The organism is Rhizobium sp. BK661, assembly GCF_024808825.1.
Classification (GTDB): Bacteria; Pseudomonadota; Alphaproteobacteria; order Rhizobiales; family Rhizobiaceae; genus Rhizobium.
The window spans coordinates 544,438-570,246 of the sequence record NZ_JANTYT010000001.1; the positions used below are offsets into that span (position 1 = coordinate 544,438).

The window sequence follows — 25,809 nt, forward strand, 5'->3', positions numbered from 1 at the left end:
CGCGGGATTTCCTCTCGCGCGGCCACCGTCATGTTATTTACTTGATCTTGGGGTTCAGCAGAGCGTCGATCTTCGGGTCGCTCATGTTGGCCTTGGTGACCAGGTTTGCACCGGTGTCGACGTTTTCTTCGACTTTTTCGCCCTTGGATACGGCGAGCGCGGTTTTCACGCCGTCATAGCCCATGCGATAAGGATCCTGCACGACGAGACCTGCAAGCGAGCCGTCCTTGAGGAAGCCGACCGTCTTGTCGTCGCTGTCGAAGGCGATGACCTTGATCTTGTCGCCGAGCTTGTTTTCCGCGATCGCCTGGCCAACACCCTGTCCGAGGATGAGGTTCGAGGCGAAGACGCCGACAAGGTTCGGATTGGCAGTGATCAGGTCGGTCATCATGTTGAGACCGGTCGTTGCCTGACCGTCGCCGTACTTGTCGGCGATGACCTTCAGGCCAGGATGCTTCGTCTTGACCTGATCGAGGAAACCTTCACGGCGCTGCTCGAGAGAGCCGACGCCCGGAAGGTTGGTGAGGATGACGACCTCGCCTTCTTCCTTGCCCGTCATTTCCTTGATGGCAGCGGCAAGCCCGTCAGCAGCGATACGTCCGCCCTGGACGTTGTCGGTTGTCAGGAACGATTTGAAGGCCTTGGAATCAGCGCCGGAGTCGATGCCGATGATCGGAACGGACTTGGCAGCTTCGTCGATCGGCTTGCCGAGTGCCTTGAACTCGGTCGGCGAGATGACGATTGCAGCCGGCTTGCCGGCAACAGCGTTCTCAAGAATGCTGATCTGGCCGTTGATGTCGGATTCGGCCTGTGCGCCGAGTTCCGGAACGTTGACGCCGAGATCCTGACCTGCCTTGCGGGCGCCGGCCAGAACGATCTGCCAGTAGAAGGACGTCGTGTCCTTGACGATGATCGGGATCGTCACGTCAGCCGCAAACGACGACACCGGCATTGCGGTGGCGATAACGGCGGCGCCCGCGAGAGCCGTAAAGGCTCGGCGGGAGAGAATCGATTTCATGCGCATGTGGTTCTCCTCCAAGATGCGTTCTCCTCCTAGAAACCGTACCGCTGAACGCAGGCGGGCGATTTTTATCGATAAAAAACAATTACCATCAGAAGCTAGCCGAGCGAAAGTCAAATTGCAAGTAGCGCGGCGGACTTGATTATCGTTTCTTTCTTCACCCCAAGTAATTGTTTTTTCAGTTGTTCAATCGCTGGCTAAAGTTCTGTCAGCCGCGATAGACTTCATGCGGATGGACCACGCCTTTCTTCAAAATCAAGTTGCCATACAACCGGAATTCAGTCGTCGCCACGATGTAGGCAGCGGTCCGCGCACGCTCATAGAAGGCGAAGCGTTCCAGCGAGGCAATCGTGAAATCGCCGGCCCGTCTTGTCACGATCTCCTGAAACTCGGCGCAAACTTCGGGCACGGCGGTCGGATCGCCCACCACCTCCATGCGCCATGCGGACTCGGGCACGAAGGTGTCGAGCGGAAAATGCGTGAGGATGGCCTCGGCCATATCGGTCGCGGTGACGCCGTCTGCACGAATGACCTCCGGGCCCATGGTGCTTGAAGGGAAATTGGCATCGGCGATGACGATATCGTCCCCATGTCCCATGCGGGCAATCGCACGGAGCAGGTCGGGATTGAGAATGGGGTGAATACCTCTAAGCATGGTAGGTCCTCAAACACGCACGGCGTCTTCGCCGAGCGGCGGAGCGACGAGCGTCAGGGGGTCGAATTCAGGGAAGATCGAGTCCGGCAAAGCGGGCTCGAAAAGCGCCATGTTGCGCGTCAGGCTGGAAGCCTTTGCAGTACCGATCAGCACGGACGATACGATTGGATCCTGGAGCGCAAACTGCAACGCCGGAGCAGCCAGCGGCACGCCATATTTGGCGGCGATCTTCTCCATATCGCCGACCTTGGCGAGAATGTCGTCCGTCGCCGGCATATAGTCGAAATGCGACCCGGGCACCGGGCCCGTCGCCAGGATGCCGGAGTTGAAGACGCCCCCGACCACGAGCGAGGTACCCTTCTTCCGGCAGAGCGGCAGCAGCTCGGCAACCGCAGACCGGTCGAGCAGCGTATAGCGCCCTGCCATAAGGATGCAGTCGATGTCGGCGTTGTGCATGACGTCGAGGCACACCGGGACCTCGTTGACGCCGAGCCCGAAGGCCTTGATCGCGCCGGAAGATTTCAGTTCCTCAAGCGCCTTGATGCCGGTGTCCAGGAACTGCTTCTGAAGAACGGCGTTTTTCGCCGCACCATGTGTGTATCCGCCAAGATCGTGGACATAGAGGATGTCGATCCGGTTCAGTCCGAGACGCGCGTAGCTGAACTCCACCGAGCGCATGATGCCGTCGTAGGAATAGTCGTAGTCGGCATCGAAGGAGAGCGGGTTGACATAGCTGTAGTCGGGGACCGTCCCCGTCGGCACTGGGCGTAGAAGCCGGCCGACTTTGGTCGACAGCACCCATTCGTTCTCCGGCTTGTCGCGCAGGAAGTCGCCGAAGCGACGCTCGGCGAGGCCGAGGCCATACCATGGTGCGACATCGAAGTAGCGAATTCCGCTGGCCCACGCAGCCTCGAGCGTCTCCATGGCCTGTTCGCGCGGGCAGGCCCGATAGAGGCCACCGAGAGCGGCGCCACCGAAGCTCACTTCGGTGACCTCAAGCTCTGTCCTGCCGATCCTCCTCGTCTTCATCATTCCTCCTCTGAAGACTTGATATGCGCTGCCTTAGAGCGTGGCTCCGAGGTGCCACGGCACGAATTCGTTGTCGCCGTAGCCGAATTCCTCGCTCTTCGTCTTCTTGCCCGATGCCGTGTCGATGATCAGGTCGAAGATCTCGCGGCCCTTGGCGCTGATCGTAGCGTCACCTGTCGCGATCGTGCCGCAGTCGATATCCATGTCCTCTTCCATCGAGGCATAGAGAGCCGAATTGCTGGAAAGCTTGATCGACGGCGCCGGGCGACAGCCGAAACAGCTGCCGCGACCGGTGGTGAAGGCGATCATGTTCGCGCCGCCGGCGACCTGGCCGGTCGCCGAGACCGGATCGTAGCCGGGGGTGTCCATGAAGACGAGACCCGGTGCGGTGACGCGCTCGGCATAACCGTAGACGGCGGTCAGAGGCGAGCGGCCGCCCTTGGCGACGGCACCCAGCGACTTTTCGAGGATCGTCGTCAAGCCGCCACGCTTGTTGCCAGGCGAGGGGTTGTTGTCGAGCGACGCGCCGTGCAACTCGACATACTTTTCCCACCAGGCAATCTTGTCGTCGAGCTTCCTGGCAACCTCGTCGCTGACGGCGCGGCTGCGCAGAAGATGCTCCGCACCGTAGATTTCGGAGGTTTCGGAAAGGATCGCCGTGCCGCCGGCAGCCGCCAGCAAGTCGGCGGCCACGCCGAGCGCCGGGTTGGCGGTGATGCCGGAAAAGCCGTCCGAGCCGCCGCATTGCAGGCCGATGATGATATCGCTGATTGGCAGCGCAACCCGCTTTTCCTTGCCGACATCCTGGGCAATTTCACGTAGCATGCCCATGGCGCGCTCGACGGCGCGGCGCGAGCCGCCGGCGTCCTGGATGTTGAAATGACGCTTGGCATTGCCGGCGCCGCTCTGGCCGTAGAGTGTGAGCTGGTTGACTTCGCAGCCAAGGCCGATCATCAGCACGCCGCCGAAGTTGACATGCCGGGTATAGCCGGCAAGTGTCCGGTGCAGTACCGCCATGCCGTCGCCGGTGGAGCTCATGCCGCAGCCCTGATCGTGCACGATCGGCACGAAGCCGTCGATGCCGTCGAAATGCGGAAGGATCGTCCGGTTGGCCTCGTCAGCAATCGCCCGACAGACCGTGGTGGAACAGTTCACACTGGCAATGATGCCGATGTAGTTGCGCGTCGCCGAACGACCATCGGCGCGGCGATAGCCCATAAAGGTGCGCGCCCGGTCCGTCGCACTTGCTTCCTCGGGCGCCGAGTTGGCGGTTGCCGCAAGGCGGTCGTTCTCGAAATGCAGATTGTGGCTGTGAATATGGTCGCCGGCCTTAACGTCAGCCGTCGTGCGTCCAATGGCCTGACCGTATTTGACGACCGGCTGGCCAAGCGGAATATCGGCCAACGCGATCTTGTGGCCGGGATCGATCTTCTGCCGTGTCTGGATGCCGGCGACCGTCGCGCCGGAGGGAATCGCCGCCGTCGCGACCGCAACATTGTCGCCGGCGGACAGGATGATCCAAGGGTCTTTGGTCAACATTCTTCTCCCTAGGGAAACACTCGCTGCGTCGGCGAATGTTCATTGATTTTGTTTTTTATCTACAATAAACATTTTCAAGTCAACGGGATTATCGATCCTGTGGACGAGGGAGGCAAACAGCCGCATGCAATCCAAAATAAGATAAGGATTGCCGAGAGATAAGCTTCTGCCACGCTGCGCACCGCAACTCTGCGGCCGCCCGATCCGTGTTGCCGAGGCAAGAGGGCGGGGTGCATGGCAAGGCAGAATACAGTCTTCAAGGAAGCCTACAACCGCTATGTCGCCGCTTTGCGCACCGACGCGGCGCTGCCGTCTGAGCCTGAGATCGCGGCCCAGCTGGGGATCAGCCGCAGCACGGCGCGCGCCATCCTGACACGGCTCAGCGATGCAGGAATCATCCGCTGGAACAAGCGCCAGAAGATCGTTCTGCGCCAACCGACGGAAGACGATTTCTTTCCATCGGAAGAGACGAATTCACTCCACGACATCATCGAGCGCAGCTTCATGCAGCGCATCTTGTCGGATGATGCCGCGCCAGGCATGCAGATCAATGAGCTGGAACTGGCGCGCGAGATCGGCACCGGCACCACGAGCGTCCGTGAGTTCCTGATCCGCTTTTCGCGGTTCGGCCTGATCGAGAAACGGCCGAACAGCCACTGGATACTCAAGGGGTTCACCCGCGATTTCGCGCTTGAGCTCGCCGAGGTGCGCGAGATGTTCGAGCTGCATTCGGCCGCCGAATTCGGCCGGCTTCCACCAGAGAGCGAGGCATGGCGCGCATTGTCTGACATCAAGGCCGAGCATCAGGCCATGCTGCGCGACCTCGACAGGCGCTACAAGGATTTTTCGGCGCTCGACGAACGTTTCCACCTGCTGATCCACGGAGCGTCGAAAAACCGCTTCATCGCTGACTTCTACGACGCGATCGCGATCATCTTTCACTATCACTACCAATGGAACAAGGCGTTCGCGCGCGAGCGCAACGAACGCGCCATTCATGAGCATCTCGACTACATTGCTGCGCTGGAGTCAGGCGATCAGGCGGCGATCAATTCCGCCTGTCGTCTGCATTTGAGGTCGGCGCGTCAGACGCTGCTCCAATCCATTCCATTAACCGCCACCGACGACGGTGCTATCGAGAAGTAGTCTAAGAGCAAACACGGCCGAAGCCGGGTTTACGCTACTGCACGTCCGCCGCCTGCTGGGGTGAAAGGATATCATCCGCGATCGTGATTATCTGCAGCGACGCACCGTTTTGGTGATCTCATCCCCATCGTCGGTCGTTGTTCTGATGGTCTTGGTGTAGCAGCCATCACGATAATAGCGATCACGATCACGATCACGGACGGCGCCAACTCTGATGCCGTGTTCGTTAATGGTAATTGCAGGGCGCGCCTGGTCGTAGTCGTCGTAACTTCGTTCGCGAGTCACGATCACACCGTCGGCCATGGCAGGAGCGACGAACGAACATAGCGCCATCGCCGCAACGGTACAGTTCATAAGGGTCTTTCGCATGTCAATTCTCCTTCATTCATGGAAGACCAACGAAGGAGGAAAGAACTGGTTCCTTGAAAAATGACGCGCCGAGCCACCGCATTGGCGTTGTTCGGGAGCATAATGAGGGTGGCGGCGAGGATCTAATGCGACGCTTCGCTGGCGGCTGACGCCACCGGCGTCCGGCTATGTTCGCGTCCCACGGGAATGAGCCAGGCCGACAGGAACGTGAGGACGGCGACCACGGCCACCCCCCAGAACGTCCAGTGAAGGGAGGCATCGAAGACCGTGCGGATGGCAGGGTCTGCTGCCAACTCGGACAATCCTGTCGGCTGGTTCAACACGTCATGAAGCGACGCTGCTGCATCGCCGACCGCATAGTGGCTGATGCCGGCGTTGAGAATGGCGCCAAGCACTGTCGCACCGAGCGTATTGCCGAGGCTGCGAGCGAAGATGATCGACGCGGTGGCGCTGCCACGCATCGACCATTCGACGCTGTCCTGAACGAGCGCGATGCTGGTGAGGCTGATCAACCCCATCCCGAAGCCCATGAAGAAGGAGCCTGCACCGGCAAGCGCGGGGTGGCTGTCGGGCGTCAGAAACAGCAGGAAACTTGCGCCAAAGGGAAACATCAAGCTGCCGACCCGTAGCGTGCGTCGGATGCCGAACGCCTTGAAGAAGCGGCTGGAGAGCATGACGGCCAGAGGCCAGCCGACGACCAGCATGGTCAAAGTGAAGCCGGCGACGATCGACGATCGCCCAAGGACACCTTGGACATACATGGGCAACACGGTCGAAAGACCGATCAGCGCCATCCCGGCAAGCAATGTTGCGGCGTTGCTGGTCGCGACCAGCCTGCGGCTCCAGAGAGCAATCGAAATGATCGGTTCTGCCGCCCGCTTCTCCTGTCGCAGGAAAAGCACAGCAGCAACGACGAAGACCACCGCAAGCGACACCAGGACCCACGCATTGGCATCCGCCGCTTCCGTGAGGAGGACGAGCAAGGCAATGACGGCGACCGAAAACAGAATGGCGCCGAGATAGTCGATCTTTGCCTGCTTGTGTGCGACCGATTCCTTGAGGAAGGCGGCAAAAGCCGCGATCGACACGATGCCGATCGGCAGGTTGATCCAGAAGATCCAGGCCCAGGAAACGGTATCGACGATAACGCCGCCGGCAAGCGGCCCGACGACAGCCGATGTGGCCCAAACCGTCGCCATGATGCCTTGCACCCGGCCTCGCTCCTCGAGAGTGAAGAGGTCGCCGATGATCGTCATCGTCACCGGCTGGATGGCTCCGGCGCCAAGCCCTTGCAGCAGGCGAAAGGTGATCAGCGACGCCATGGACCATGCGAAACCGCAAAGCAGAGAGCCGACGAGAAAGATCAGAATGCCCGAAATCAGCACCGGCTTGCGTCCGAAGATATCCGAAAGCTTGCCGTAGATGACGGTCGTCGTCGACTGCGCCAGAAGAAAAGCCGAGAACACCCAGCTGTAGTAGGTAAAGCCGCCAAGCTGCCCGACGATCTTCGGCATCGCCGTCGCGACGATCGTGGCCTCGATGGCGACCATGAAGGTTGCGAGCATGATGATGGCGACAATGAGCGCACGGTTCGAGCGCTGGGCTGTATTGGACACGACATCTTCTCCGGGTACTCCGCGAAGTGCCTGAGATGATCGGCAAGTCGACTGGGGGAAAAGCGCCGGCGCGAAGTGTTGCCCCGTTCTATGCCGCCGAGGCAAAGGCGTCAATTATTATCCGTTTGGTTACGAGGCCGGTTTGGCGGCGCCCAATGGCAGAGCCCCGATGCAGGACCAACATTCGAGACCGAGTCAGTTTGAGCCAGTCTTTCAATTCGACGCGAACACTGCGATCATTGTACTGACAAATAGCTGCTTTCTTCGATCGGGGGACAAGGATTGCGGTCCAAAGGGTTGCTGAGTTGGATGAGGCGCCGACCGCTGTCGATCCAGTTCCTGTTTGCCAGCGGTATCCTGATCTTCTTCGCGACATTGATCTCGGGCTACGTCATATCCGGAATCGTCGAGCAAAACGCGATCCGCAGCAAAGCCGGTGCGGCCGCAACGTTCGTCCAGAGCATGATGGAGCCGCTTGTTCAGAAGCTGGCTTCGGCGGACGCCCTGCCACAGGGGGATATCGAGAGGCTCCACGGGCTTTTCACCGATCCAATGCTGAGGGGGCGTTTCCCGCATGTGGAGATCTGGACGACCGATGGTACAATTGCCTATTCGCTTGCCGCAGACCTGATCGGTCACCGCTTTGAGCTCCCCGCCGGGGCCGAGAATGCACTTTCGGGCGAGGTTTCACTTTCCTTCGCCGATCTTGATGCAGGCGAACATGTCGCCCGCAATTTCCAGACACGCTATCTAGAGATCTATAGCCCGCTGCGTGACAACTCGACCGGCCGGATCATAGCCATTGCGGAGATACAGGAGGATCCCGCGACCTTTGATCACGATGTGGAGCGCGTGCGGATGGTCAGTTGGGCAGCGGTGGCGCTTGCCTCCTGCGCGATCCTGCTCTGTCTTTACGCGATCGTTCGCCGGGGAAGCAACACCATAGAAGAGCAGCGGCGGACCCTGCGTCAGCGCGCGGAAGACGCGGAGTCCGCATCGCGCAAGCTGACCGAACTGCAGAGTGTTGCCCGCCAGGCCTCGATGCAACTCGCCGAGCGTAACGAGAATCTGATGCGTGGCGTTGGCGCAGACCTCCACGATGGCCCGGCCCAGCTTCTCAGCTTCGCGCGCCTGCAGGTTGAACAGGTCCGCCAAGCCAGGTCCGATCCGGGGCGCGAAGCGCCGCTCGCCGTACTCGAGGAGTCGCTCGATATCGCCTTGACCGAGATCAGGGCGATTGCCCGATCGCTGATCCTGCCAGAAATCGAGCACTTCCCGCCTAGCCGCATCATCGAACGTGCGATCAAGATGCACGAGGGCCGCTCAGGGACAGAGGTCGCTTGCACCATTGTCGGGGCAGAACGGGAGATTCCGGCAGCAATGAAGATCTGCCTTTTCCGCTTTGTCCAGGAGGGCCTAAATAACTCTTACAGGCACGCTGGCGGCAATGGTCAGGAGGTTTGGTGCGAGATGGGGGCAGTGCATATGAAAGTGGTCGTCTCCGACAAGGGCCCACCGCAGGGTTTCGTCAAGCCGCCTGCCCGCGCCGGCGGAGGAATGGGCATTCAGGGCCTGCGGCAGCGCATCGAGAGCCTGGGCGGCAGCCTGCAGATCGCCGGCGGGGACGCCGGGACAAAACTGACAATGTGTTTCGAGCTTGGGGAGGCAGTCTGAATGGTAGAGCCGGCTTCTGTCATCGTCGTTGACGACCACGCGTTGTTTCGGATGGGCGTGTTGCAGACGATTGCCCTCAATGAAAACTTGCGGGTCGTTGCGGAGGGCGCATCCAAGCAGGATTCTCTGGATCTCGTGGCGCGCCATCACCCGACGATCGCGCTTCTGGATATTTCCATGCCGGGTGGCGGGGTCGCCGCGGCGCGCGAGATCCACGAGCGATGGCCTGATGTGAAGGTGGTGATGCTGACGGTTTCCGAGGATGACCAAGACGTCCTGGAGGCCCTGGAGGCTGGCGCGTCCGGATACATTCTGAAAGGCATCGCCGCAAACGAGTTGCTCGACGCGTTGACGACCGTCCAGCGCGGCAGCACCTATTTAGCGCCGACACTGGGTTCCAAACTGGTCGCCGCAATGAGAGGACACACACAGCCGCGAACCGACGGCAATCCGCTGACCGCGTTGTCCGCAAAGGAGCGCCACGTGTTGGAATGCGTGGGTCGCGGAATGGGGAACCAGGCCATTGCCGAAGCGACGGGAACGACTTTGCGCACCGTGAAGTTTCATGTCTCCAGGCTTCTCAAAAAGGTTCAAGCGAAGAACCGCGTTGAATTGGCCCTCATCGCGCAGAAAGCGGCGGATGTGTCTGGCAAAGAGTAGCAGGCGCCTGAGCTTCGAATGCGTTGTCGGTTCCGATGCGAGTGTCAGAGAAGCGTCAGGGCGTTTCCCAATGAGCACACAAGCGACATGGTTAGGAGCATGGCGGCGGCGTGCCTCCATGTTACGGAAAGTCCTACCAAACATTTGAAGGCTGGAAACCTGGCCGGTTGATGCGCCGGTGTCATGGCAAGCAATTGATATTATTGGAGAAAAATGGTGTCGCTTACGCGACTAGAACACGCGACCCCATCATTACGAATTTCAGGAACTACCATTTCCACCACATACCCGATACAGCATGGCAACAGGCCACCGAGGACACGTTCCGAAGGATCGACCGACCGGGTTTGGGCAAGCGCACTTTACGCGAACGAATTGTAATTAACCGCTTCCTCTCAATCACTCGGTCAGCCTCGACACGCCAGGACAACTTGGTGGTGGAAAGCGCGCTCTACGCCTTCGAGAACGGCTTCAACCGAAGCCTGCTCTTGTGATCGCTCGGCCCGGGCGCACCGCTGGGAGCCGCCCCCCGGAAGTAGGACTTCTGCCATTTGTCCTGGGATGCCTTCGAATCCGGTTCGGTTAGGGCCGCATTGAAGGTGTTGCGGCTCTTCGTCCACTGGTCATATTCCCTCGCCAGATCCGGATTTTCCGAGAGATTGCGGATGTCCGGGGCGATGTCCTCGAGACTTCCTCGCGCGAGCGGAAAGAGGTGGCAGTAGGGTTCGTCCGCTTCAAAATACACCTTCTGGAACGGTCGGGTGAACTTCCAGTTCATCGTGAAGGTGTATGGAGACCAGTCAGTCTCGATGACGCCTGATAGCGGAGCAATGGCATCCTTGGGCCGGTTGATCGGGCCAGAGACGAAAAGGTCGACCCCGGACTCCGTCCGGAAGAGACAGGGCACGTGGAACGTCAGGACCCCGTCAATGTGTCATGCAGTGATGTGCCGGCGCCCGGTGCATCGTTGGTGAGGTCAATGATACCTGCGTTGTTCACGGTCACCAATTGCGAATTGTTGGCCGGTACGATGGCGTAGCCAAAGGAATTTCCCGCCTCGATCTTGCTGGTGGCGTCGATCGAGATCGTGCCAGTGCCAGTCGTCGAATCGCCGAGTGTCAGGACGCTCGTGGTATAGATGAACACGAACTCAGACTGATTGGTGAGATTGATGGTTTCCCAGTTGATCAAGCTCGATGGGGCGTCGCCTCCCTGGCCGCCGTCGTCATTGGAAGTGTGATCCCAGATCAGGGTGTCAGTCCCCTGGCCGCCGTCGATGAGCTTCCCCGCCGTCAGGTTTGCCTGCGTCAGATTAGTGAATCGTGCGGTGTCGTTTCCGCTTCCCATCTGGACGGTAGCGGCGATGTTGCCAACGAGCCAAGTGAAATTGTCGTCGCCCGCGCCCATGTCCACCTGTGTCTGGACGGTCCCCCCGAGCAGCTCTAGGGTATCGTTGCCGTCACCGAGGCTAATGGAGCCCTGGAAAGAGCCACGGTTGATCACCGTGTCGACAGAACTCCCTGTACTCGTCACCCCATTTGAGACCGAGCCTTCGGCGAAGTTGAAAATGAAGTTGGTTCCAACACCACCGAGGTTGATATTCCCATCGATATGCCCGCGGTTGTTGAGCGTGAAACTGTCGTTGTCCGTGGCCACCACGCTGTTGGTGAATCTTCCGCCGTTGTTGTTAACGACGCTGGTTCCGGGCCCGGTGACCACTACGTTACTGGTTAGGCTCGCCGTATTGTCTGCATTGATGGTTACAGACCGACCGGTCGTAGTTGGGCCAGGAGTTGAACCTGAGCAGTCGATAACACCGGGTGTATTCTCGACGCAGGCCGCTTCCGCTCGTGTGCCACTCAGGCCGAGAAGGGCGATTGAAGCAACGGATGACTGGAGAAGGAGAAGGCGTACGGATGCGCGACGCGACGCGCTAGGCCGAGCCGGTGGATAATTTGGGATCCGTGAAGGAAGTTGCACGTCAGCTAGATGCTCGCCGATCGGATGAACGCAAAACTGTGTGTACCCCGGATCAATCATCGATTACCCCCAGTAGCCAGCCCAAAGGCAAGTGTCGGTTGAGTTTTTCAAGCTGTCAATTGATTAGGTCAGGCTGAAGCATTGCAATTCGGAGCCCATGTGGTTCTTCGGCAACAGAGGGATTGTCTTGAAAAATATGATAATTTCACAAATGGGCAATCGCCACCGAAGGATCCGGCGGTTGATGCGCTCGGGTCGCCCACTGTGAGAAGCACCACCTAAGGGCGATTTTATTTGCAAGACCTGCGGGAAGCCAGCCCAACTTCCCGCACCCTTGGGAGGGACCTATGACGCTCAGATGAGCAGAAGCTTTTTGAGGACCGAGAAGACCTCCTTGTAGGGCAGCTTGGTCGCGCCCGCGATTGCAAACGGCAGGAGCGCTGCGGCGGCGACCGGCAGCAACGTGCTGCGGTTGACGAGCATCGACGACAGCTTGCGCGTTTGCTCGTACTGTTTCGTAAGATCGGCAGGCTCGATTGCCTGTTCCGCTTCGTCGGCATCTGGTGCAACAACGTTCGCGCCGATCGACTTGCGCTCCGCAGCCCTCTGCTGGGTCGTCGCTCGCGCCGATAGGGTCAAAAGCGTCTTGTCCTTCAGTTGAGTGAGCGGTTTCGAGAAGGCGGAGAGCGGATAGGCGAAAAACGCGAGGACGACCAAAAGCCAGGCGGCCATGATAGTCGTGAGCGTCGTGGCTGACAGATCGGCCTGCATCTGGTGCTTAGCGACCGCAGCCGCCATGCCGCAGCTGATACCGAAGACGAAGAGAACATAGGCGTTCGGATATTCCCCGAGGAAGGCAAGTCCGCCTTTGCCGTCCGGATGGGTCGACACCAGCCTCAGGTCGAGGCGCGCGATGCTTCGTAGCAGTTCAGCCCAGACAAGGTGTCGCCAGATGCCGCGGACCAAGAGGAAGATGAAGAGCGGTATGCTGACGACCACGCACCACCAGCCCGCTATTGTCAGGTGATGAGCATCACCTGTCACCGTCGTTGCCCAACTTGTCGATGGGAGCTGCTTGAATGTGGCAAAGGCAAGAACTGCGGAGACGGCTGCGAGAGCGAGGCACACGAGTTCCGCAAGCACCGAATCGCGTCGACCGAGCGCCGTGTTCAATGCAACTAGTGCAGCGCCCTCGGAGGTCGGTGTGATCAGGGGGGCGCGGAGGAATTGTCCAAGCTTGCGCCGCAATCCCGCTTCGACAGCCTGCTCGGCGGCCAAAAACGCGGCAATGCCAACAAAGAACCGCGCCCAGGGACCGGGGTCGGTAAGATAGGCCTTCAGCGTCGGCGTCTCCGAAGCCAGGGTGGGTAGGGTCAGAAGGAGCGGAACGGCCCAGGCGATGGCGACGAACACAAGGATTCGACGACCGGTATGGAGGTTTCTCTCATGAACGAGTTTGAGCCGCCGCTGAAGTTCGAAGAACGGGCCGCCATGTGACGCGAGGAATTGCAGTCGATCCTGCGGTTGATCGAGCTTGCCGGCAGTTGGCGGTGCAGCCTTCATCTCCGCCATCTTCAGTCCTCGGTGACCGACCAGCGGTCGCCGGGATTGAACTGCTTCATGGCGCGCGCGATCTTGTCTGTGTCCGCTCCGAGATCGGCCTGATAGACGATGCCGTTGCGGTTGACGACGAAGGTATTGACGCCCGTCTCGCCATACTTGACCGGCCACGCCACCAGGGCAAAGCCCGCGATCATGTTGCCGTTGATGACGTAGTCGTAGGGACCGCCGGCGATATTGCCGCCCTGGCGAGTCAGGACCTTGTAGCGGTAACCGAAGTATCCATTGTCTTTCGACTTCTCGAACTGGACATAGTCAAGATAGGGCGCAGCCGGACTTTCACCCAAGCCTTCGCTTTCGGGCCAATAAAGACCATCGGCCCGACCGGGACTGCTTACAAGCTTCTGAGCATATTCCAGCACGCCGTCGCCGTCATGGTCGGCGCTGGCGTATTGCTGCTGAGCGTCGACATAGCCGCGGACCGTTTCAATCGTTTGGATTTCGTTCTCACCGATGCGGCGATTGATAATCTCCTCGATACCGACGACGGGGTCGAAGGCATACTTGCCGTTCTCTACCTTCACGATCGGGAAGGGGAATGGCCACATGATCTCGCCGACATCGATGATGTTCTGGCCATTTTTCTCTTCGAGCGCGATGCGTTTTCCGATGCCGTCCTTGATGGCCGCAAGCGTTTCCGAAACGCCGTCGGTGGCTTTCAGGTGGGCCGCGTCGACGCCCAAAGCGGACGCCAGCTTGTCGAGGTCTGAGGCATTGACCGCGTCCTTGAACGCTGTCATCGCAGCTTCGGCGCTATCGTACTCGGTTGGCAGCTGCTTCGAGACGAGATCAACAAGATCCTTCTCGGCAGCCGACGTGCCGGCAGCCGACAGCAGAACCGACAAGACCGCGGAGGCAATCAAACGAAATCCAATGCGATGGCTATGAGCACTCATGGCAATAACTCCGTTTGGTTCAACTAGCGACGACGTCCACCGTGGGGGACGCGGGCATGACCACCGCCACCACGACCGCCAGCACCACTGAAGTGGGCCCCGCCGCCTCTGCCGCCGCCGCTGAAGTGAGCGCCGCCTCCGCCGCCACGGTGTGCGGCGAATTCCGGGCGGCTGGCATGGTGCCCGCCGCCCATCGCGCGGCCACCACGTTGCGAGTGAAGGTTGGCGGCGCTACGGGATCGAATTTCGCCAAGGCCCGAAGGACCATTGGGACGAATGTCGCGCTTGCCGGCCATCGCGTGATGTCCGATGTCGCGGTTTACGCGGTCTCCGATCTCACCGCGGCGTTCGCCAGGGCGGTTGTCGATGCGATCGCGGAGTTCTCCCTCACCGCCGGCACCAGGGCGGTTGGCAACGCGATCACGTAAATCTGAACCTCCGCCCGGTCTGTTGGCGACACGGTCGCGCAGTTCGCCACCGCCGCCAGCGATCTTGTTGGCTCTGATGTCCTTGATGGCAGACGGCGTCACTCTCGCATGGTTGGCATTTGCGGCTCGTGCCTTGACGGATTTGGCCTTCGTGCGGATGTCGTTGTTGCCGCCCGCTTCCAGCCTGTTGCGAATGTTCGTTTTGTCGATGTTGGCGAACTGGTTGTGATCGAACTTGATTTTGCTGCGATCGACATTCTTCCAGTCGACGTCGTTGAAGTTGACCTTGCCGTTCCGATCGAACCTGTTGAAGCAGTGGTCGCAATCGATATCGATGTCGTTGCCGTCGAAGCGACCGCCCCAGACGCCCCATCTGTCCCAATCGACCACGGCTCCAAACACCGCGCCCGTCACGAAGCCGGCGAAGTAGGTGGCGGTCGGGTAGTAGTAGTTCGGATAGGGATCGGGATAGTAGCCGATCGGCGCGGGAGCGTATCCTTCTTCGTAGAGCATCTGCGGCTCATACTGCGGGACGTATATCTTTTCCGGATTGGCGGCCTGGATCACGACGTTGTCGTTCTGCTGAACGACCTTCACCTTGTCGTCGGTCTTGATCATGCCATCCGCGACCGCCTTGTCGCGAAGCGTCTGAATGGCGATCAGCAGGTCTTTTTGCTGGTCGGCGACTGCATCGCCGAGCTGCTGCGTCCAGTCGAGGTCGTCACCCATCATTTTGACGATATCGGGGTAGTTGAGCAGGGAGACGACGCTGCCGTCCCAATCGTCCTTGGGCTTTAGTGTCGAGTTGACTTTGACCTGATCAAGAAACCGGGACGCTTCGACAATCTGAAGCGGATAGAGCGAGGCCGAGGTTACCAGTGCGATGAGTTCGTCGGGATAGAGCGCGATACGTGCGACAAGGACCTGCATTTCCGCGTCGCTCAGTTCGGTCGAGGCCGCGCTCTCGGTCGTTGCGGATCTTTGCGTGGCAGCCGCTTGGTCTTGGGCGTGGACCAGCCCGGCGCCGAAGCCGATGACAGTTGCCGCCGCGAGAAAGATCGCTGAGCGTCTTGCGTAGGCGTTAAAGAAGCGAAATCCCATTGACACGTCTCCAGGAGTTGCCGGCCTGGCTCACCGCATACGCAAGTCGTCGGGCAAACCATCTAACTTCAGGGAGGCAGCCGAACAGAATTCGAGCAGTTGCGAAAGTACTTTACGGTAAACTTGAACGTAACAAAGAAGGATCGAGCAACGTTCAGGCTTAGGCCCGGCAACGCGATCTACTGAATTGGCACGGGAGGCGGGCGCGCTTCGCCAAGTCCTTGCCTGGTCCACTCGTACATACGGACGTCCGTTCGGAAACTGCCAAGGCGAGCCGTGGCCAGATCGAGGATGTCGATCACGACGGCGTCCAGACCAAAGTAAGAAGGAGAACAAGGAAACGCACGGGTCGTCCCTTGATCCCGAACTGATATCCGAGGGTCGCCGTGCTCAGCACCATGACCCCGATGAGCCAGAAAATCTGGGCGGGCAGGCGGGTATCAAGCGCAAGCCGCTCGGAGGTCCCGGTATCAAAAGTCTCGTTGACAGCGCTCATCAGGGCTGCCGTAACGGCGTCCGGGCGTTGGCGAACGATAACAGTGACCTGGCTCCAGATTTCCTGCGCGGAGGTTTGCTGGTTCGCCTTCTCGATCGACTGCTGATCGCGCCCCGCACGAACGAAGCCTTTGATTGATGCCCGCATTCGACGCAACGAGGCGCAAAAATCGCCGCTTGGGCTCGCATTTACCACTATTCGATTATTTAGCTCTGTCGTGTGTGTACAGGAAGAACGCGACACTCAAACTCGCAGAGTGCGTGGAGAAGAATCTCTCAACGTTGCATTCCATGTCGCGTGGATTCGCCGACAGCTGCCTTCATCCGTTGGAAATCAACGGGAATGGCGGCAACAGGAATGGAACATGGCCGCCACGGTGACGACCCGCCGATTGCGTTCACCAGCGTGCAGCTGGTGGGCGCACGTCAACACATTGATTATAAAAGATTAAAATGGTGCCGCTTACGTGACTCGAACACGTGACCCCATCATTACGAATGATGTGCTCTACCGACTGAGCTAAAGCGGCAACCCGTGCGGGCGAACCATGCGGCCCCGCGATTTGCATGGGGCTGATACAGGCATTGTTTGAAGATTTCAAGCGCCCCGTCATCTCTTCGGTAAAAAAGAACGGCGCTGTGGAAATCTGTGGTCGACCGTTATAACGACAGGCGTGCACGGGCAGCCGTATATTCGCTCTCGAGCCGGTCGACGAGCTTGCCGACCGGTTCGATGGCCTTGATGGCGCCGATGCCCTGGCCGCTGCCCCAGATATCCTTCCAGGCCTTGGCGCCGCCGACGGCCTGTTCGAAATCCATCTTGGAGGGATCGGCGGCCGGGAGATTGTCGGGATCGAGGCCGACGGATCTGACCGAGGGCTTGAGGTAGTTGCCGTGAACGCCCGTGAAGTAGTTGGAATAGACGATGTCGTTCGCCATGCCGTCGACGATTGCCTGCTTGTAGGCCTCGGAGGCGCGAGCCTCCTCGGTCGCGATGAAGGGCGTGCCGATGTAGGCCATGTCGGCCCCCATGGCCTGCGCCGCGAGGATGGCGCCGCCATTGGCGATGGCGCCGGCAAGCAGCAGCGGCCCATCGAACCATTCGCGGATCTCCTGAACGAGGGCAAAGGGCGAAAGTGTCCCGGCATGACCGCCGGCACCGGCTGCGACGGCAATCAGCCCGTCGGCGCCCTTGCGGATGGCCGAGTTGGCATGGCGATTGTTGATGACATCGTGGAGTACGATGCCGCCATAGGAATGCACGGCGGCATTGACTTCCGGCACCGCGCCAAGCGACGAGATGACCACAGGCACCTTGTATTTGACGCAGAGCCTGAGGTCATGCTCCAGCCGCTTGTTCGACATGTGGACGATCTGGTTGACGGCAAACGGGGCAGCCGGCCGATCAGGGTTTGCCGCGTTGTGGGCAGCGAGATCCTCGGTGATCATCGCCAACCATTCGTCGAGCTGGCTCTCCGGCCGTGCGTTCAGCGCGGGAAAGGCGCCAACGACCCCAGCCTTGCACTGCGCCAGCGTCAGCGCCGGGTGCGAAATGATGAAGAGCGGCGAGGCGACAACCGGCAATCTGAGATTCTGGGTGAGGATCGGAGGCAGGGCCATAAGACACCGTAAGAATTGACGTTTACGAAAACGTCAATGTGATAGCAGAGACTTTCGGTGAGGAAAAGCTCGCTCTATCGATTCCATAAATATCGGCTATTCTTGCAAGACGATAAGGCAGCATGCGGCAACCCTGCGTTTTCCCCGGCCGATCCGACCCGGTAGCGGGGTGAGGCTTGCGATTTGCCCTGGTAGCAGCTACCGCTTTTACGAAGTGTTAAGGACAAAGCCCAGTCTCAGAGTAAAGGACCGGACGTGAGCGGATTAGAAACGGCTATCAGAACGGCGCTCAACAATGCCGATCGCGACAATCCCGAAGTCCGTGCAAAGATTTATCAATCCGCACGTCAGGCGCTCGAATCCGGTCTCCGCAAACAGGACATCACCGACGCGGAAGCGGTGACCCATCATCGCCATAGACTCGAAACCACGATCCATACGATCGAGGCTGAAGAGCGCGAGCGTCTGCATCCGCGTCAGGGGCCGCCTGAAATTCCTGTGCCACCCGAGGTGGAAATGCCGAAGCCCGTGGCCCATGCCGCAGAGGACGAGGCGGCAAACGTCTCGATCGGCGGCGAGACCCGCGAGCATTCTGTCACGGACCCACGCTTCGACGACGAATCCAGCCTCGCCGGCGTGCATGCGGGCAGCGGCGATCACCTCGGCGCTGCGCCGACTGCCGAGGCGCCGGCGACGGTGGAGCAAAAACCGGCTCGGATGGACTTTCGGCCGGAGCGTGCGGCGGTTCGGCGCAAGCCGCGTAAGTTCTTCTCCAGGCTGCTCGTCGCTTGCGTTCTTCTCGCCTTCATCGGCATGGGCGCATGGTGGGTCTATTCATCGGGCCTGCTGATGACCGCCGCAGAACGAGATACGGGCGTTGCCAATCCGCCGGCGACCACGCAACCGGAAGACTTTGACGGCACCGATAACGCTGCTGCGGGCGATAATGCGGCTCCCGTCACAATCGACCCGCAAAACTCGTTCTCGGCAGATTGGATCGAGGTTTTCAAGCCGTCCGATGCGGACAAGATCAAGACCGGCCCGCAATCCCAGACGCAGAACGTCGCTGAAAACGATGGCCCGGCAGTACGCCTGACCTCGCAAACCAATGGCAACGACGGCAATGTCAGTGTCAGCGTGCCGGCGGATGTGCTGCAGCAATTGGCCGGCAAGTCCTCGACGATTGCAATCACGCTGCAGTCGACGTCTGACGAACCGACGCAGATTACCGTGGAGTGCAATTTCCAGTCGCTCGGCGACTGCGCCCGCCACCGCTTTTCCGTCAGCCGCCAGAAATCGGATGTGCTTCTGCAGGTCCGCTTCGATCGATCACTGGCGCCGAACTCTGCCGGCAGCCTGACGATCAACACCGACGTCGACGGCAAGGCGCGCAGCATCAATCTTTACGCCGTGCGGATCCTGCCGGGACAATAAGCTATTTCAGGAAGCCGGGACCCGAGCCGATGATCTTGTCGTCGAGCTTGCCGATGGCGTCCTTGTCCTTGCCGTCGTAGTCCATCCTCTTCAGCATGTGACGGATCAGGTTTAGCCGCGCGCGACGCTTGTCGTTGGCGTGTATGACCGTCCAGGGCGCTGCGTCCGTATGCGTCTCCTTCAGCATACGGTCCCGCTTATCGCTATAGTCGCCCCATTTCGTCAGCGCCGCTATATCCATCGAAGAGAGCTTCCATACCTTGAGCGGATCGTGCCGCCGGTCATGGAACCGCTTCAGCTGCATCTCGCGGCCGATATCGAGGTAGAACTTGAAGAAGAAGATGCCTTCGTGGGCGATGCCGTTCTCGAGCTGAGGCGTTTGCTTCAGGAAGTCTTCATATTGCTTTGGAGTGCAGAAACCCATGACCGGCTCGACCCCGGCCCGGTTATACCAGGACCGATCGAACAGCACGAACTCGCCGGCGGTGGGAAACTGCGTGATGTAGCGCTGAAAATACCATTGCCCTGCCTCGCGTTCAGTGGGCTTGGTCAGGGCAACCACCCGGGCGAGGCGCGGATTCATATGGGCTGACGAGGCCGAAATCGCCCCACCTTTGCCCGCCGCATCGCGTCCCTCGAAAAGCGCCATGACGCGCTTGCCGGTCGCCTGCAGCCAGAACTGCACCTTGACGAGTTCAATCTGCAGTTTCTGCAGCTCCTCGAGGTATTCCTCTTCCTTGAGTTTCTTGTTGTAGGGGAAGTCGCCCGATTGCAGGGCTGCTTCGTCCACCCAGTCCGGCAACACGGGATCGTCGACATCGAAGACGCGCTTCTTTCCGCGGATGTCCAGTTCGACGGCTCTGCTTTCGACATCATCGGCCATGACTTCTCTCCCGCTGTAACCTTCGCTGAGACAGGCGATCATATTTTCTTTTGAAAATCAAATGTCTTGCAGATCGCGGAAATTCCTGTGCGTTCCTGTTACAGCCCTTCCACTGCTGGCTGCGGTCGAAAACTTCTGTCATGATTCACGGCTATCACGCAGAGGTTTGAAGGCAATAGTACGAGTCGGGATCGCGAGGGGCAGTGGAAGACAAAGTACCGTGGACAAGAAGCTTGATCGCACGCGTTCGGCAGGAACGCCCGGTTCTGCTGGTGGCGTTGCTGATCGCACTGATCGCTCTTGCCGCGGGCGTGAACAAGTGGGTCGTCCTCGGGCTTTTGCTATTGATGGTCATCACCGCCGTGTGGCACGCGGTTCCGGTCATCCGAGAGGCGCCGCTTGAGCCTGCTCCTGAGATTATCGAAACGCCGCCCAGCAGATTGGTTGAAGTAACGGCGACGTTGGCCGCGCTCGACATGCCCGTCATGGTGCTTTCAAACGATGCCTCGGTGCTTTACCAAAATCGCGCTGCGGAAAAGGCGTTTGGCGAGGTCACCATTGGTGCCCACATTTCCGCGCGCCTGCGCTCGCCGGGCGTCCTCGACATTATCGCCGAAACGATTGCGACCAATGCGCCGAACCAGATCGAGCACTCCGAGCGCCTGCCGTCCGAGCGCGTTTACATCGTCCGCAGCGCACCCGTGGAGTTGGATCGACAGCAGCCGACGGATGAGCGCTTCTTCTTGGTCTCGTTTCGCGATATTTCCGAAGTCCGGCGCATCGACCGCATGCGTTCCGACTTCGTCGCCAACGCCAGCCATGAGTTGCGGACGCCGCTGGCGTCCCTGCGAGGCTTCATCGAGACCATCCAGGGACCAGCAAAGAACGACGCGAAGGCGCAGGAGCGCTTTCTGGGTATCATGCTGGATCAGGCCACCCGCATGAGCCGTCTGGTCGACGACCTGCTTTCCCTTTCTCGGCTGGAACTCAAGTCGCATATCGCCCCGGATCAGAAGGTCGACCTCGTCCCCCTTCTCGGCCACGTCAGGGACTCGCTGGTGCCGCTTGCAAATGACGTCGGTGTGGAGATCGCTCTGCATCTGCCGCAAGGCAAGGCAGAGGTGCTCGGCGACCGCGACGAGTTGGTTCAGGTATTTGAAAACCTGATGGAAAATGCCTGCAAATATGGGCAGGAGGGGAAGACCGTCGATGTCTTCTTGAAGAATGGCTCGGGCGAACCTGTCGAGGTCACCGTGGTCGACAGGGGGCCGGGCATTCCTGCCGAACACGTGCCCCGTCTGACCGAGCGATTCTATCGCGTGAGCATCGAGGATAGCCGTTCGAAGAAGGGCACGGGGCTGGGCCTTGCCATCGTCAAACACATCCTGACCCGGCACCGCGCCCGGCTGATCGTCAAGTCGGAAGTCGGGAAGGGGACGAGCTTCACCGTGCGGTTTTGACATAAAACTGCAGCGACCTCGACCATCGTCTATTCTTTGTATTGTAAATTCAAATACATAAGCTGTCACAAATGTTTCGTCAAAATGACATAAAAGCTCTAGTCATCAGGGGCTAAAGAGAGCGTGCCGCTGATGAGACGGCACCGCCAAAGGCCACTGAAGGCCGCACTCAGACCGCATTATGCCCGGGAGATTGTTATGAACGCTTTTAAACTTACGGTCGCTGCACTTGCCGCTTCCGCCGCTTTTGCTGGCGCGGCTGTTGCTCGCGACCAGGTTCAGGTAGCCGGTTCCTCCACCGTCCTGCCTTACGCCAAGATCGTTGCCGAAACTTTCGGCGAAACCTTCACGGACTTCAAGACGCCGGTCGTTGAATCCGGCGGCACGGGCGCAGGCCTCAAGGAATTCTGCAAGGGCGTTGGCCCGGATAGCATCGACGTTGCTAACGCTTCGCGTCCGATCAACGCCAAGGAACTGGACGCCTGCAAGGCAGCTGGCGTAACCGACATCCAGGAAGTCAAGATCGGTTATGACGGCATCGTCTTCGCAACCGACTCGTCCAACCCGGACGTTGCTTACGTTCCGGCCGACATCTACAAGGCTCTGGCCGCTCAGGTTGTCGTTGACGGCAAGCTCGTCGACAACCCGTACAAGAAGTGGTCGGAAGTCAACCCGGCTCTTCCCGCTGTTGATATTGCTGCCTACATTCCGGGCGAAAAGCACGGCACCCGCGAAGTCTTCGAACAGAACGTTCTCGCTGCTGGCTGCAAGGCTTCCGGCGCTCTCGACGTCATCAAGGCTGCGATCTCTGACGCTGCTGCCCAGACCAAGGCTTGCGTTGCAGTTCGTAAGGACGGCGCTGCCGTCGACATCGACGGCGACTATCCGGAAACGCTGGCGCGCATCGCTGCCAACAAGACCGGCGTTGGCGTCTTCGGCCTTTCCTTCTATGAAAACAACGCCGACAAGCTGAAGGTTGCGACCGTCAACGGTATCGTTCCGTCGACCGAAACCATCTCCAACGGCACCTACCCGGTTTCCCGTCCGCTGTTCTTCTACGTCAAGAAGGCACACCTCGGCGTCATCCCGGGCCTGAAGGAATACGTCAACTTCTTCGTTTCCGAGCAGATGATCGGCCCTGACAGCCCGCTCGTCGAGTACGGCCTCGTTGCCGCTCCGGACGCTGAGCGCGACGCCATCCGCAAGAGCGTTGAAGACGGCAAGACCATGTAATGACCTTTGCCGGCGCGATCACCAGATCGTGCCGGCATTGCCTTGTTCCGTCGCTGGGACGAGGTTTGAACTTCTCCAAGTTTGAGAGCCGGATCGGTCTGCCTGCCGCTTCCGCTTTTGGAGTCAAAGGGCCTGGGGACCTAAACGAATGGGTACATCCATCATTCTCTTGTGCCTCGTGGTACTTGGCGCCGTTGCATATCTTGCAGCGCGCAGCCGTGCTACGGCACTTGCCGGGGGCAAGTCCTCCGCACTGCATTCGCGACCGGGTTACTATGGCGTCTATGCCGCAATCTGGACGGTGCTGCCTGCACTGATCTTGCTGTGCGCCTGGCTGGCGATCAGCCCTTCAATCATTGAATCGTCCGTCCGTGGCGCCTTCCCGGATGACGTAAAGGCCCAACCGGCCGCACAGCAGAACCTGAACTACGGCATGGTCAGCGCCATCGCGCGGGGCTTGCCGCTGCTCACTGCTGACGAGGTTGCCGGTGCTGCCGACGATCCGGCCGGCCTCCAGGCAAAGCTTGCCGCAAAGGGCGTTCCGCTCGCCGGTCCGCCTCAGCCCTATATGATCGAGGCGGCGCAGAAGCTGAATGCAGAATCCGGCTCCAGCCGCCTCGTGATGACGGCGCTGGTTCTCGTCCTTGCCGTCGCTGGCGCATTCTATGCGCTTCGCGAAGTCGCTCCGCGGTTCCGCGCACGAAACCGCGTCGAGCGCGTCATGCTCTGGGGCCTGCTCCTGGCATCGTCGATCGCCATCCTGACGACAATCGGTATCGTTCTGTCGATGCTGACGGAAGCGGCCCACTTCTTCGCTGCCGTTCCCGCTGCAGACTTCTTCTTCGGGACGGTATGGGATCCGCGCTTCGCCGGTGCTGGCAGCTCGTCCTTCGGGCAATTCGGCTTGATCCCGCTGTTGCTCGGTACGCTCTATATCGGCTTCGTTGCAATGCTCGTGGCGGTACCAGTCGGTCTCTTCGCGGCGATCTACATGGCTGAGTACGCCGCTCCCAGGGTTCGCTCGATCGCAAAGCCGCTGCTCGAAGTTCTCGCCGGTATTCCGACGATCGTCTACGGCTTCTTCGCCTTGGTCACCGTCGGTCCGTTCCTGCGCGATTTGTCTTCGCAGGTGAGCGGCCTCCTTTCCGGCAACTACACGAACTTCATTCAGGCGCAGAGCGTTCTGACTGCGGGTATCGTCATGGGCATCATGCTGATCCCGTACGTTTCGTCGCTGTCGGACGATATCATCACAGCGGTGCCGCGCGCGCTTCGTGACGGTTCGCTCGGTCTGGGTGCGACGCGCTCGGAAACGATCAAGAAGGTCGTGCTTCCCGCAGCGCTTCCCGGCATCGTCGGCGCACTTCTGATGACGGCCTCGCGTGCGATCGGTGAAACCATGATCGTCGTGCTGGCGGCAGGCGTTGCTGCCCGCATCCAGATCAATCCTTTCGAGCCTATGACGACAGTGACGGTCAAGATCGTCAATCAGCTGACAGGCGACCTTGAATTTACCTCGCCGCAGACGCTGGTTGCCTTCGCCCTCGGCATCACGCTGTTCTTTATCACGCTTTGCCTCAACATCTACGCGCTCTACATCGTGCGCAAATACCGGGAGCAGTACGAATGACGGATATTGTTTCTCCGGTTCAAGGCGTTGTCGTCTCGAAGGCGCCTGAACGTCGCGACATCGGCCTGAAGCGCCGCTATGCCGCCGAACGTCGGTTCCGGGCCTATGGGATTGCCGCAATCTCCTTTGGCTTGATCTTCCTGGCAATCCTGCTGACGAGCGTTATCAGCAAAGGCTATACGGCCTTTCAGCAGACGGCGATCACGCTGCCGATCGAGTTTAGCGAGAAAACGATCGACCCAAACAACAAGCGAGCGACCGATCCCTCGGTTCTGGTTGCTGCGAACTACGCGCCTCTCATCCGCGACGCGACGATCAAGGCGCTCAACCTCAATCCGTCGAGCCGTCCGGACCTTCGTGACGCAGCCGCGATGATCTCGAAGGGTGCGCCGATCCAGCTGCGCGACATGGTCGTTGCCGATCCGTCGCTGATCGGCAAGACGGTCAGTGTCACGCTGCTTGCGGACGCCAATATCGACTCCGCCAACAAGGGTCAGATCGACCTCAACGTGGACGAAAAGAACCGCAAGGTGAACGACAAGCAGGTCGGCTGGATGAACCAGCTTGCCGCCGATGGCACCCTGCACAAGAAGTTCAACACCGGTCTCTTCGTCAACGGCAACTCCAGCCGTCCGGAGGCTGCGGGACTCGGCGTTGCGCTGATCGGTTCGCTCTACCTGATGTTGATCGTGCTCGCCCTCTCACTGCCGATCGGTGTCGCAGCTTCGATCTATCTCGAAGAGTTTGCGCCGAAGAACAAGCTGACCGACCTGATCGAGGTCAACATCAACAATCTCGCGGCTGTTCCCTCGATCGTCTACGGCCTGCTCGGTCTTGCCGTCTTCATCAACTTCGCAGGCCTGCCGCGTTCCGCGTCGCTGGTCGGCGGTCTGGTGCTGTCGCTGATGACCCTGCCGACGATCATCATCGCGACGCGCGCAGCGCTCCGCGCCGTGCCGCCGTCAATCCGCGCGGCTGCCCTTGGTCTCGGTGCCTCGAAGATGCAAATGGTGTTCCACCACGTCCTGCCGCTCGCGATGCCAGGCATCCTGACCGGCACGATCATTGGCCTGGCACATGCACTCGGCGAGACGGCTCCGCTGCTCTTGATCGGGATGGTCGCCTTCGTCGCCAACGCACCGGCAACGCCGATGGAGCCTTCGACAGCCCTGCCGGTCCAGGTCTACATGTGGGCCAACGAAGCCGAGCGTGCCTTCGTCGAGCGCACATCGGGTGCCATCATCGTCCTGCTCCTGTTCCTGGTCGTCATGAACTTCGGAGCCATTCTCTTGCGTCGTCGCTTTGAGCGCCGCTGGTAAA

22 protein-coding genes and 1 tRNA gene are annotated in these 25,809 nt (G+C 59.8%); 8 read left to right on the forward strand and 15 right to left on the reverse strand.

Annotated elements, in window-relative coordinates; genetic code table 11:
- Positions 1-37: 37 nt before the first annotated feature.
- The 4 genes from FHX16_RS02650 to FHX16_RS02665 form a co-directional block, all read right to left on the reverse strand.
- Positions 38-1,024 (reverse strand): ABC transporter substrate-binding protein, encoded by a 987-nt coding sequence (locus FHX16_RS02650; RefSeq protein WP_183860415.1) that lies wholly within the window; start codon positions 1,022-1,024, stop codon positions 38-40.
- Positions 1,025-1,229: 205 nt separating this feature from the next.
- Positions 1,230-1,676 (reverse strand): RbsD/FucU family protein, encoded by a 447-nt coding sequence (locus FHX16_RS02655; RefSeq protein WP_183860413.1) that lies wholly within the window; start codon positions 1,674-1,676, stop codon positions 1,230-1,232.
- Positions 1,677-1,685: 9 nt separating this feature from the next.
- A complete protein-coding gene (locus FHX16_RS02660) occupies positions 1,686-2,705 on the reverse strand; it encodes an aldo/keto reductase (RefSeq protein WP_183860766.1) in 1,020 nt (339 codons plus the stop codon).
- A 33-nt stretch (positions 2,706-2,738) separates the two neighbouring features.
- Positions 2,739-4,241: a UxaA family hydrolase gene (locus tag FHX16_RS02665; RefSeq protein ID WP_183860764.1), complete on the reverse strand. Its 1,503-nt coding sequence runs from the start codon at positions 4,239-4,241 to the stop codon at positions 2,739-2,741.
- A gap of 237 nt (positions 4,242-4,478) precedes the next feature.
- Here FHX16_RS02665 and FHX16_RS02670 point away from each other — a divergent pair, with 237 nt between their 5' ends.
- The gene (locus FHX16_RS02670; protein WP_183753071.1) at positions 4,479-5,390 is read left to right on the forward strand and encodes a GntR family transcriptional regulator; all 912 of its coding nucleotides are present in this window, start codon (positions 4,479-4,481) and stop codon (positions 5,388-5,390) included.
- An 87-nt stretch (positions 5,391-5,477) separates the two neighbouring features.
- Here the strand turns inward: FHX16_RS02670 and FHX16_RS02675 are convergent, their stop codons facing one another.
- A complete protein-coding gene (locus FHX16_RS02675) occupies positions 5,478-5,759 on the reverse strand; it encodes a hypothetical protein (protein ID WP_183860411.1) in 282 nt (93 codons plus the stop codon).
- Between the two features lie 122 nt (positions 5,760-5,881).
- Positions 5,882-7,375, reverse strand: a complete 1,494-nt coding sequence (locus tag FHX16_RS02680; protein WP_183753068.1) for an MDR family MFS transporter — start codon at positions 7,373-7,375, stop codon at positions 5,882-5,884.
- A gap of 309 nt (positions 7,376-7,684) precedes the next feature.
- On the opposite strand from FHX16_RS02680, the gene FHX16_RS02685 reads away from it, so the two are divergent.
- Both FHX16_RS02685 and FHX16_RS02690 read left to right on the forward strand, forming a co-directional pair.
- On the forward strand, positions 7,685-9,049 hold the full coding sequence (locus FHX16_RS02685) for a sensor histidine kinase (RefSeq protein WP_183860409.1): 1,365 nt from the start codon (positions 7,685-7,687) through the stop codon (positions 9,047-9,049).
- On the forward strand, positions 9,050-9,709 hold the full coding sequence (locus tag FHX16_RS02690; RefSeq protein WP_183860407.1) for a response regulator transcription factor: 660 nt from the start codon (positions 9,050-9,052) through the stop codon (positions 9,707-9,709).
- A gap of 451 nt (positions 9,710-10,160) precedes the next feature.
- Here the strand turns inward: FHX16_RS02690 and FHX16_RS02695 are convergent, their stop codons facing one another.
- The 8 genes from FHX16_RS02695 to FHX16_RS02730 form a co-directional block, all read right to left on the reverse strand.
- Positions 10,161-10,616, reverse strand: coding sequence for a DUF6065 family protein (locus tag FHX16_RS02695; RefSeq protein WP_259126426.1), 456 nt, complete (start codon positions 10,614-10,616; stop codon positions 10,161-10,163).
- 8 nt (positions 10,617-10,624) lie between these two features.
- On the reverse strand, positions 10,625-11,368 hold the full coding sequence (locus FHX16_RS02700) for a hypothetical protein (RefSeq protein WP_259126428.1): 744 nt from the start codon (positions 11,366-11,368) through the stop codon (positions 10,625-10,627).
- Between the two features lie 675 nt (positions 11,369-12,043).
- Positions 12,044-13,261, reverse strand: coding sequence for a hypothetical protein (locus FHX16_RS02705; RefSeq protein ID WP_183860401.1), 1,218 nt, complete (start codon positions 13,259-13,261; stop codon positions 12,044-12,046).
- Between the two features lie 2 nt (positions 13,262-13,263).
- Positions 13,264-14,211: a DUF2950 family protein gene (locus FHX16_RS02710; RefSeq protein WP_405049260.1), complete on the reverse strand. Its 948-nt coding sequence runs from the start codon at positions 14,209-14,211 to the stop codon at positions 13,264-13,266.
- A 17-nt stretch (positions 14,212-14,228) separates the two neighbouring features.
- Positions 14,229-15,734, reverse strand: a complete 1,506-nt coding sequence (locus FHX16_RS02715) for a DUF3300 domain-containing protein (protein ID WP_183860398.1) — start codon at positions 15,732-15,734, stop codon at positions 14,229-14,231.
- Positions 15,735-16,032: 298 nt separating this feature from the next.
- Positions 16,033-16,377: a hypothetical protein gene (locus FHX16_RS02720; protein WP_183860396.1), complete on the reverse strand. Its 345-nt coding sequence runs from the start codon at positions 16,375-16,377 to the stop codon at positions 16,033-16,035.
- Between the two features lie 306 nt (positions 16,378-16,683).
- Positions 16,684-16,759 (reverse strand) — tRNA-Thr (locus FHX16_RS02725).
- Positions 16,760-16,889: 130 nt separating this feature from the next.
- The gene (locus FHX16_RS02730; RefSeq protein WP_183753054.1) at positions 16,890-17,849 is read right to left on the reverse strand and encodes a nitronate monooxygenase family protein; all 960 of its coding nucleotides are present in this window, start codon (positions 17,847-17,849) and stop codon (positions 16,890-16,892) included.
- 255 nt (positions 17,850-18,104) lie between these two features.
- On the opposite strand from FHX16_RS02730, the gene FHX16_RS02735 reads away from it, so the two are divergent.
- Positions 18,105-19,283: a hypothetical protein gene (locus tag FHX16_RS02735; RefSeq protein ID WP_259126429.1), complete on the forward strand. Its 1,179-nt coding sequence runs from the start codon at positions 18,105-18,107 to the stop codon at positions 19,281-19,283.
- A 1-nt stretch (position 19,284) separates the two neighbouring features.
- Here the strand turns inward: FHX16_RS02735 and ppk2 are convergent, their stop codons facing one another.
- Positions 19,285-20,166 (reverse strand): polyphosphate kinase 2, encoded by an 882-nt coding sequence (gene ppk2, locus FHX16_RS02740; RefSeq protein WP_259126430.1) that lies wholly within the window; start codon positions 20,164-20,166, stop codon positions 19,285-19,287.
- A gap of 236 nt (positions 20,167-20,402) precedes the next feature.
- Between ppk2 and phoR the strand changes: the two genes are divergently transcribed.
- From phoR to pstA, 4 genes are all read left to right on the forward strand, one after another.
- Entirely contained in the window at positions 20,403-21,626 is a 1,224-nt protein-coding gene (phoR, locus tag FHX16_RS02745; RefSeq protein ID WP_183860762.1) for a phosphate regulon sensor histidine kinase PhoR, read from the forward strand.
- A 198-nt stretch (positions 21,627-21,824) separates the two neighbouring features.
- A complete protein-coding gene (locus FHX16_RS02750) occupies positions 21,825-22,859 on the forward strand; it encodes a substrate-binding domain-containing protein (protein ID WP_016552611.1) in 1,035 nt (344 codons plus the stop codon).
- Positions 22,860-23,007: 148 nt separating this feature from the next.
- Positions 23,008-24,489, forward strand: coding sequence for a phosphate ABC transporter permease subunit PstC (gene pstC / locus FHX16_RS02755; protein WP_183753048.1), 1,482 nt, complete (start codon positions 23,008-23,010; stop codon positions 24,487-24,489).
- Entirely contained in the window at positions 24,486-25,808 is a 1,323-nt protein-coding gene (pstA, locus tag FHX16_RS02760) for a phosphate ABC transporter permease PstA (RefSeq protein WP_259126431.1), read from the forward strand. Before pstC ends, pstA begins: the two co-directional genes overlap by 4 nt.
- The last annotated feature ends 1 nt before the right edge of the window (position 25,809 follow it).

Excerpts from the sequence above, each read along its gene's own strand:
- FHX16_RS02650 (WP_183860415.1), bottom strand. The coding sequence starts at position 1,024 with ATGCGCATGAAATCGATTCTCTCCCGCCGAGCCTTTACGGCTCTCGCG.
- FHX16_RS02655 (WP_183860413.1), bottom strand. The coding sequence starts at position 1,676 with ATGCTTAGAGGTATTCACCCCATTCTCAATCCCGACCTGCTCCGTGCG.
- FHX16_RS02660 (WP_183860766.1), bottom strand. The coding sequence starts at position 2,705 with ATGAAGACGAGGAGGATCGGCAGGACAGAGCTTGAGGTCACCGAAGTG.
- FHX16_RS02670 (WP_183753071.1), top strand. The coding sequence starts at position 4,479 with ATGGCAAGGCAGAATACAGTCTTCAAGGAAGCCTACAACCGCTATGTC.
- FHX16_RS02675 (WP_183860411.1), bottom strand. The coding sequence starts at position 5,759 with ATGCGAAAGACCCTTATGAACTGTACCGTTGCGGCGATGGCGCTATGT.
- FHX16_RS02685 (WP_183860409.1), top strand. The coding sequence starts at position 7,685 with ATGAGGCGCCGACCGCTGTCGATCCAGTTCCTGTTTGCCAGCGGTATC.
- FHX16_RS02690 (WP_183860407.1), top strand. The coding sequence starts at position 9,050 with ATGGTAGAGCCGGCTTCTGTCATCGTCGTTGACGACCACGCGTTGTTT.
- FHX16_RS02705 (WP_183860401.1), bottom strand. The coding sequence starts at position 13,261 with ATGGCGGAGATGAAGGCTGCACCGCCAACTGCCGGCAAGCTCGATCAA.
- FHX16_RS02715 (WP_183860398.1), bottom strand. The coding sequence starts at position 15,734 with ATGGGATTTCGCTTCTTTAACGCCTACGCAAGACGCTCAGCGATCTTT.
- FHX16_RS02720 (WP_183860396.1), bottom strand. The coding sequence starts at position 16,377 with ATGCGGGCATCAATCAAAGGCTTCGTTCGTGCGGGGCGCGATCAGCAG.
- FHX16_RS02730 (WP_183753054.1), bottom strand. The coding sequence starts at position 17,849 with ATGGCCCTGCCTCCGATCCTCACCCAGAATCTCAGATTGCCGGTTGTC.
- ppk2 (WP_259126430.1), bottom strand. The coding sequence starts at position 20,166 with ATGGCCGATGATGTCGAAAGCAGAGCCGTCGAACTGGACATCCGCGGA.
- FHX16_RS02750 (WP_016552611.1), top strand. The coding sequence starts at position 21,825 with ATGAACGCTTTTAAACTTACGGTCGCTGCACTTGCCGCTTCCGCCGCT.
- pstC (WP_183753048.1), top strand. The coding sequence starts at position 23,008 with ATGGGTACATCCATCATTCTCTTGTGCCTCGTGGTACTTGGCGCCGTT.
- pstA (WP_259126431.1), top strand. The coding sequence starts at position 24,486 with ATGACGGATATTGTTTCTCCGGTTCAAGGCGTTGTCGTCTCGAAGGCG.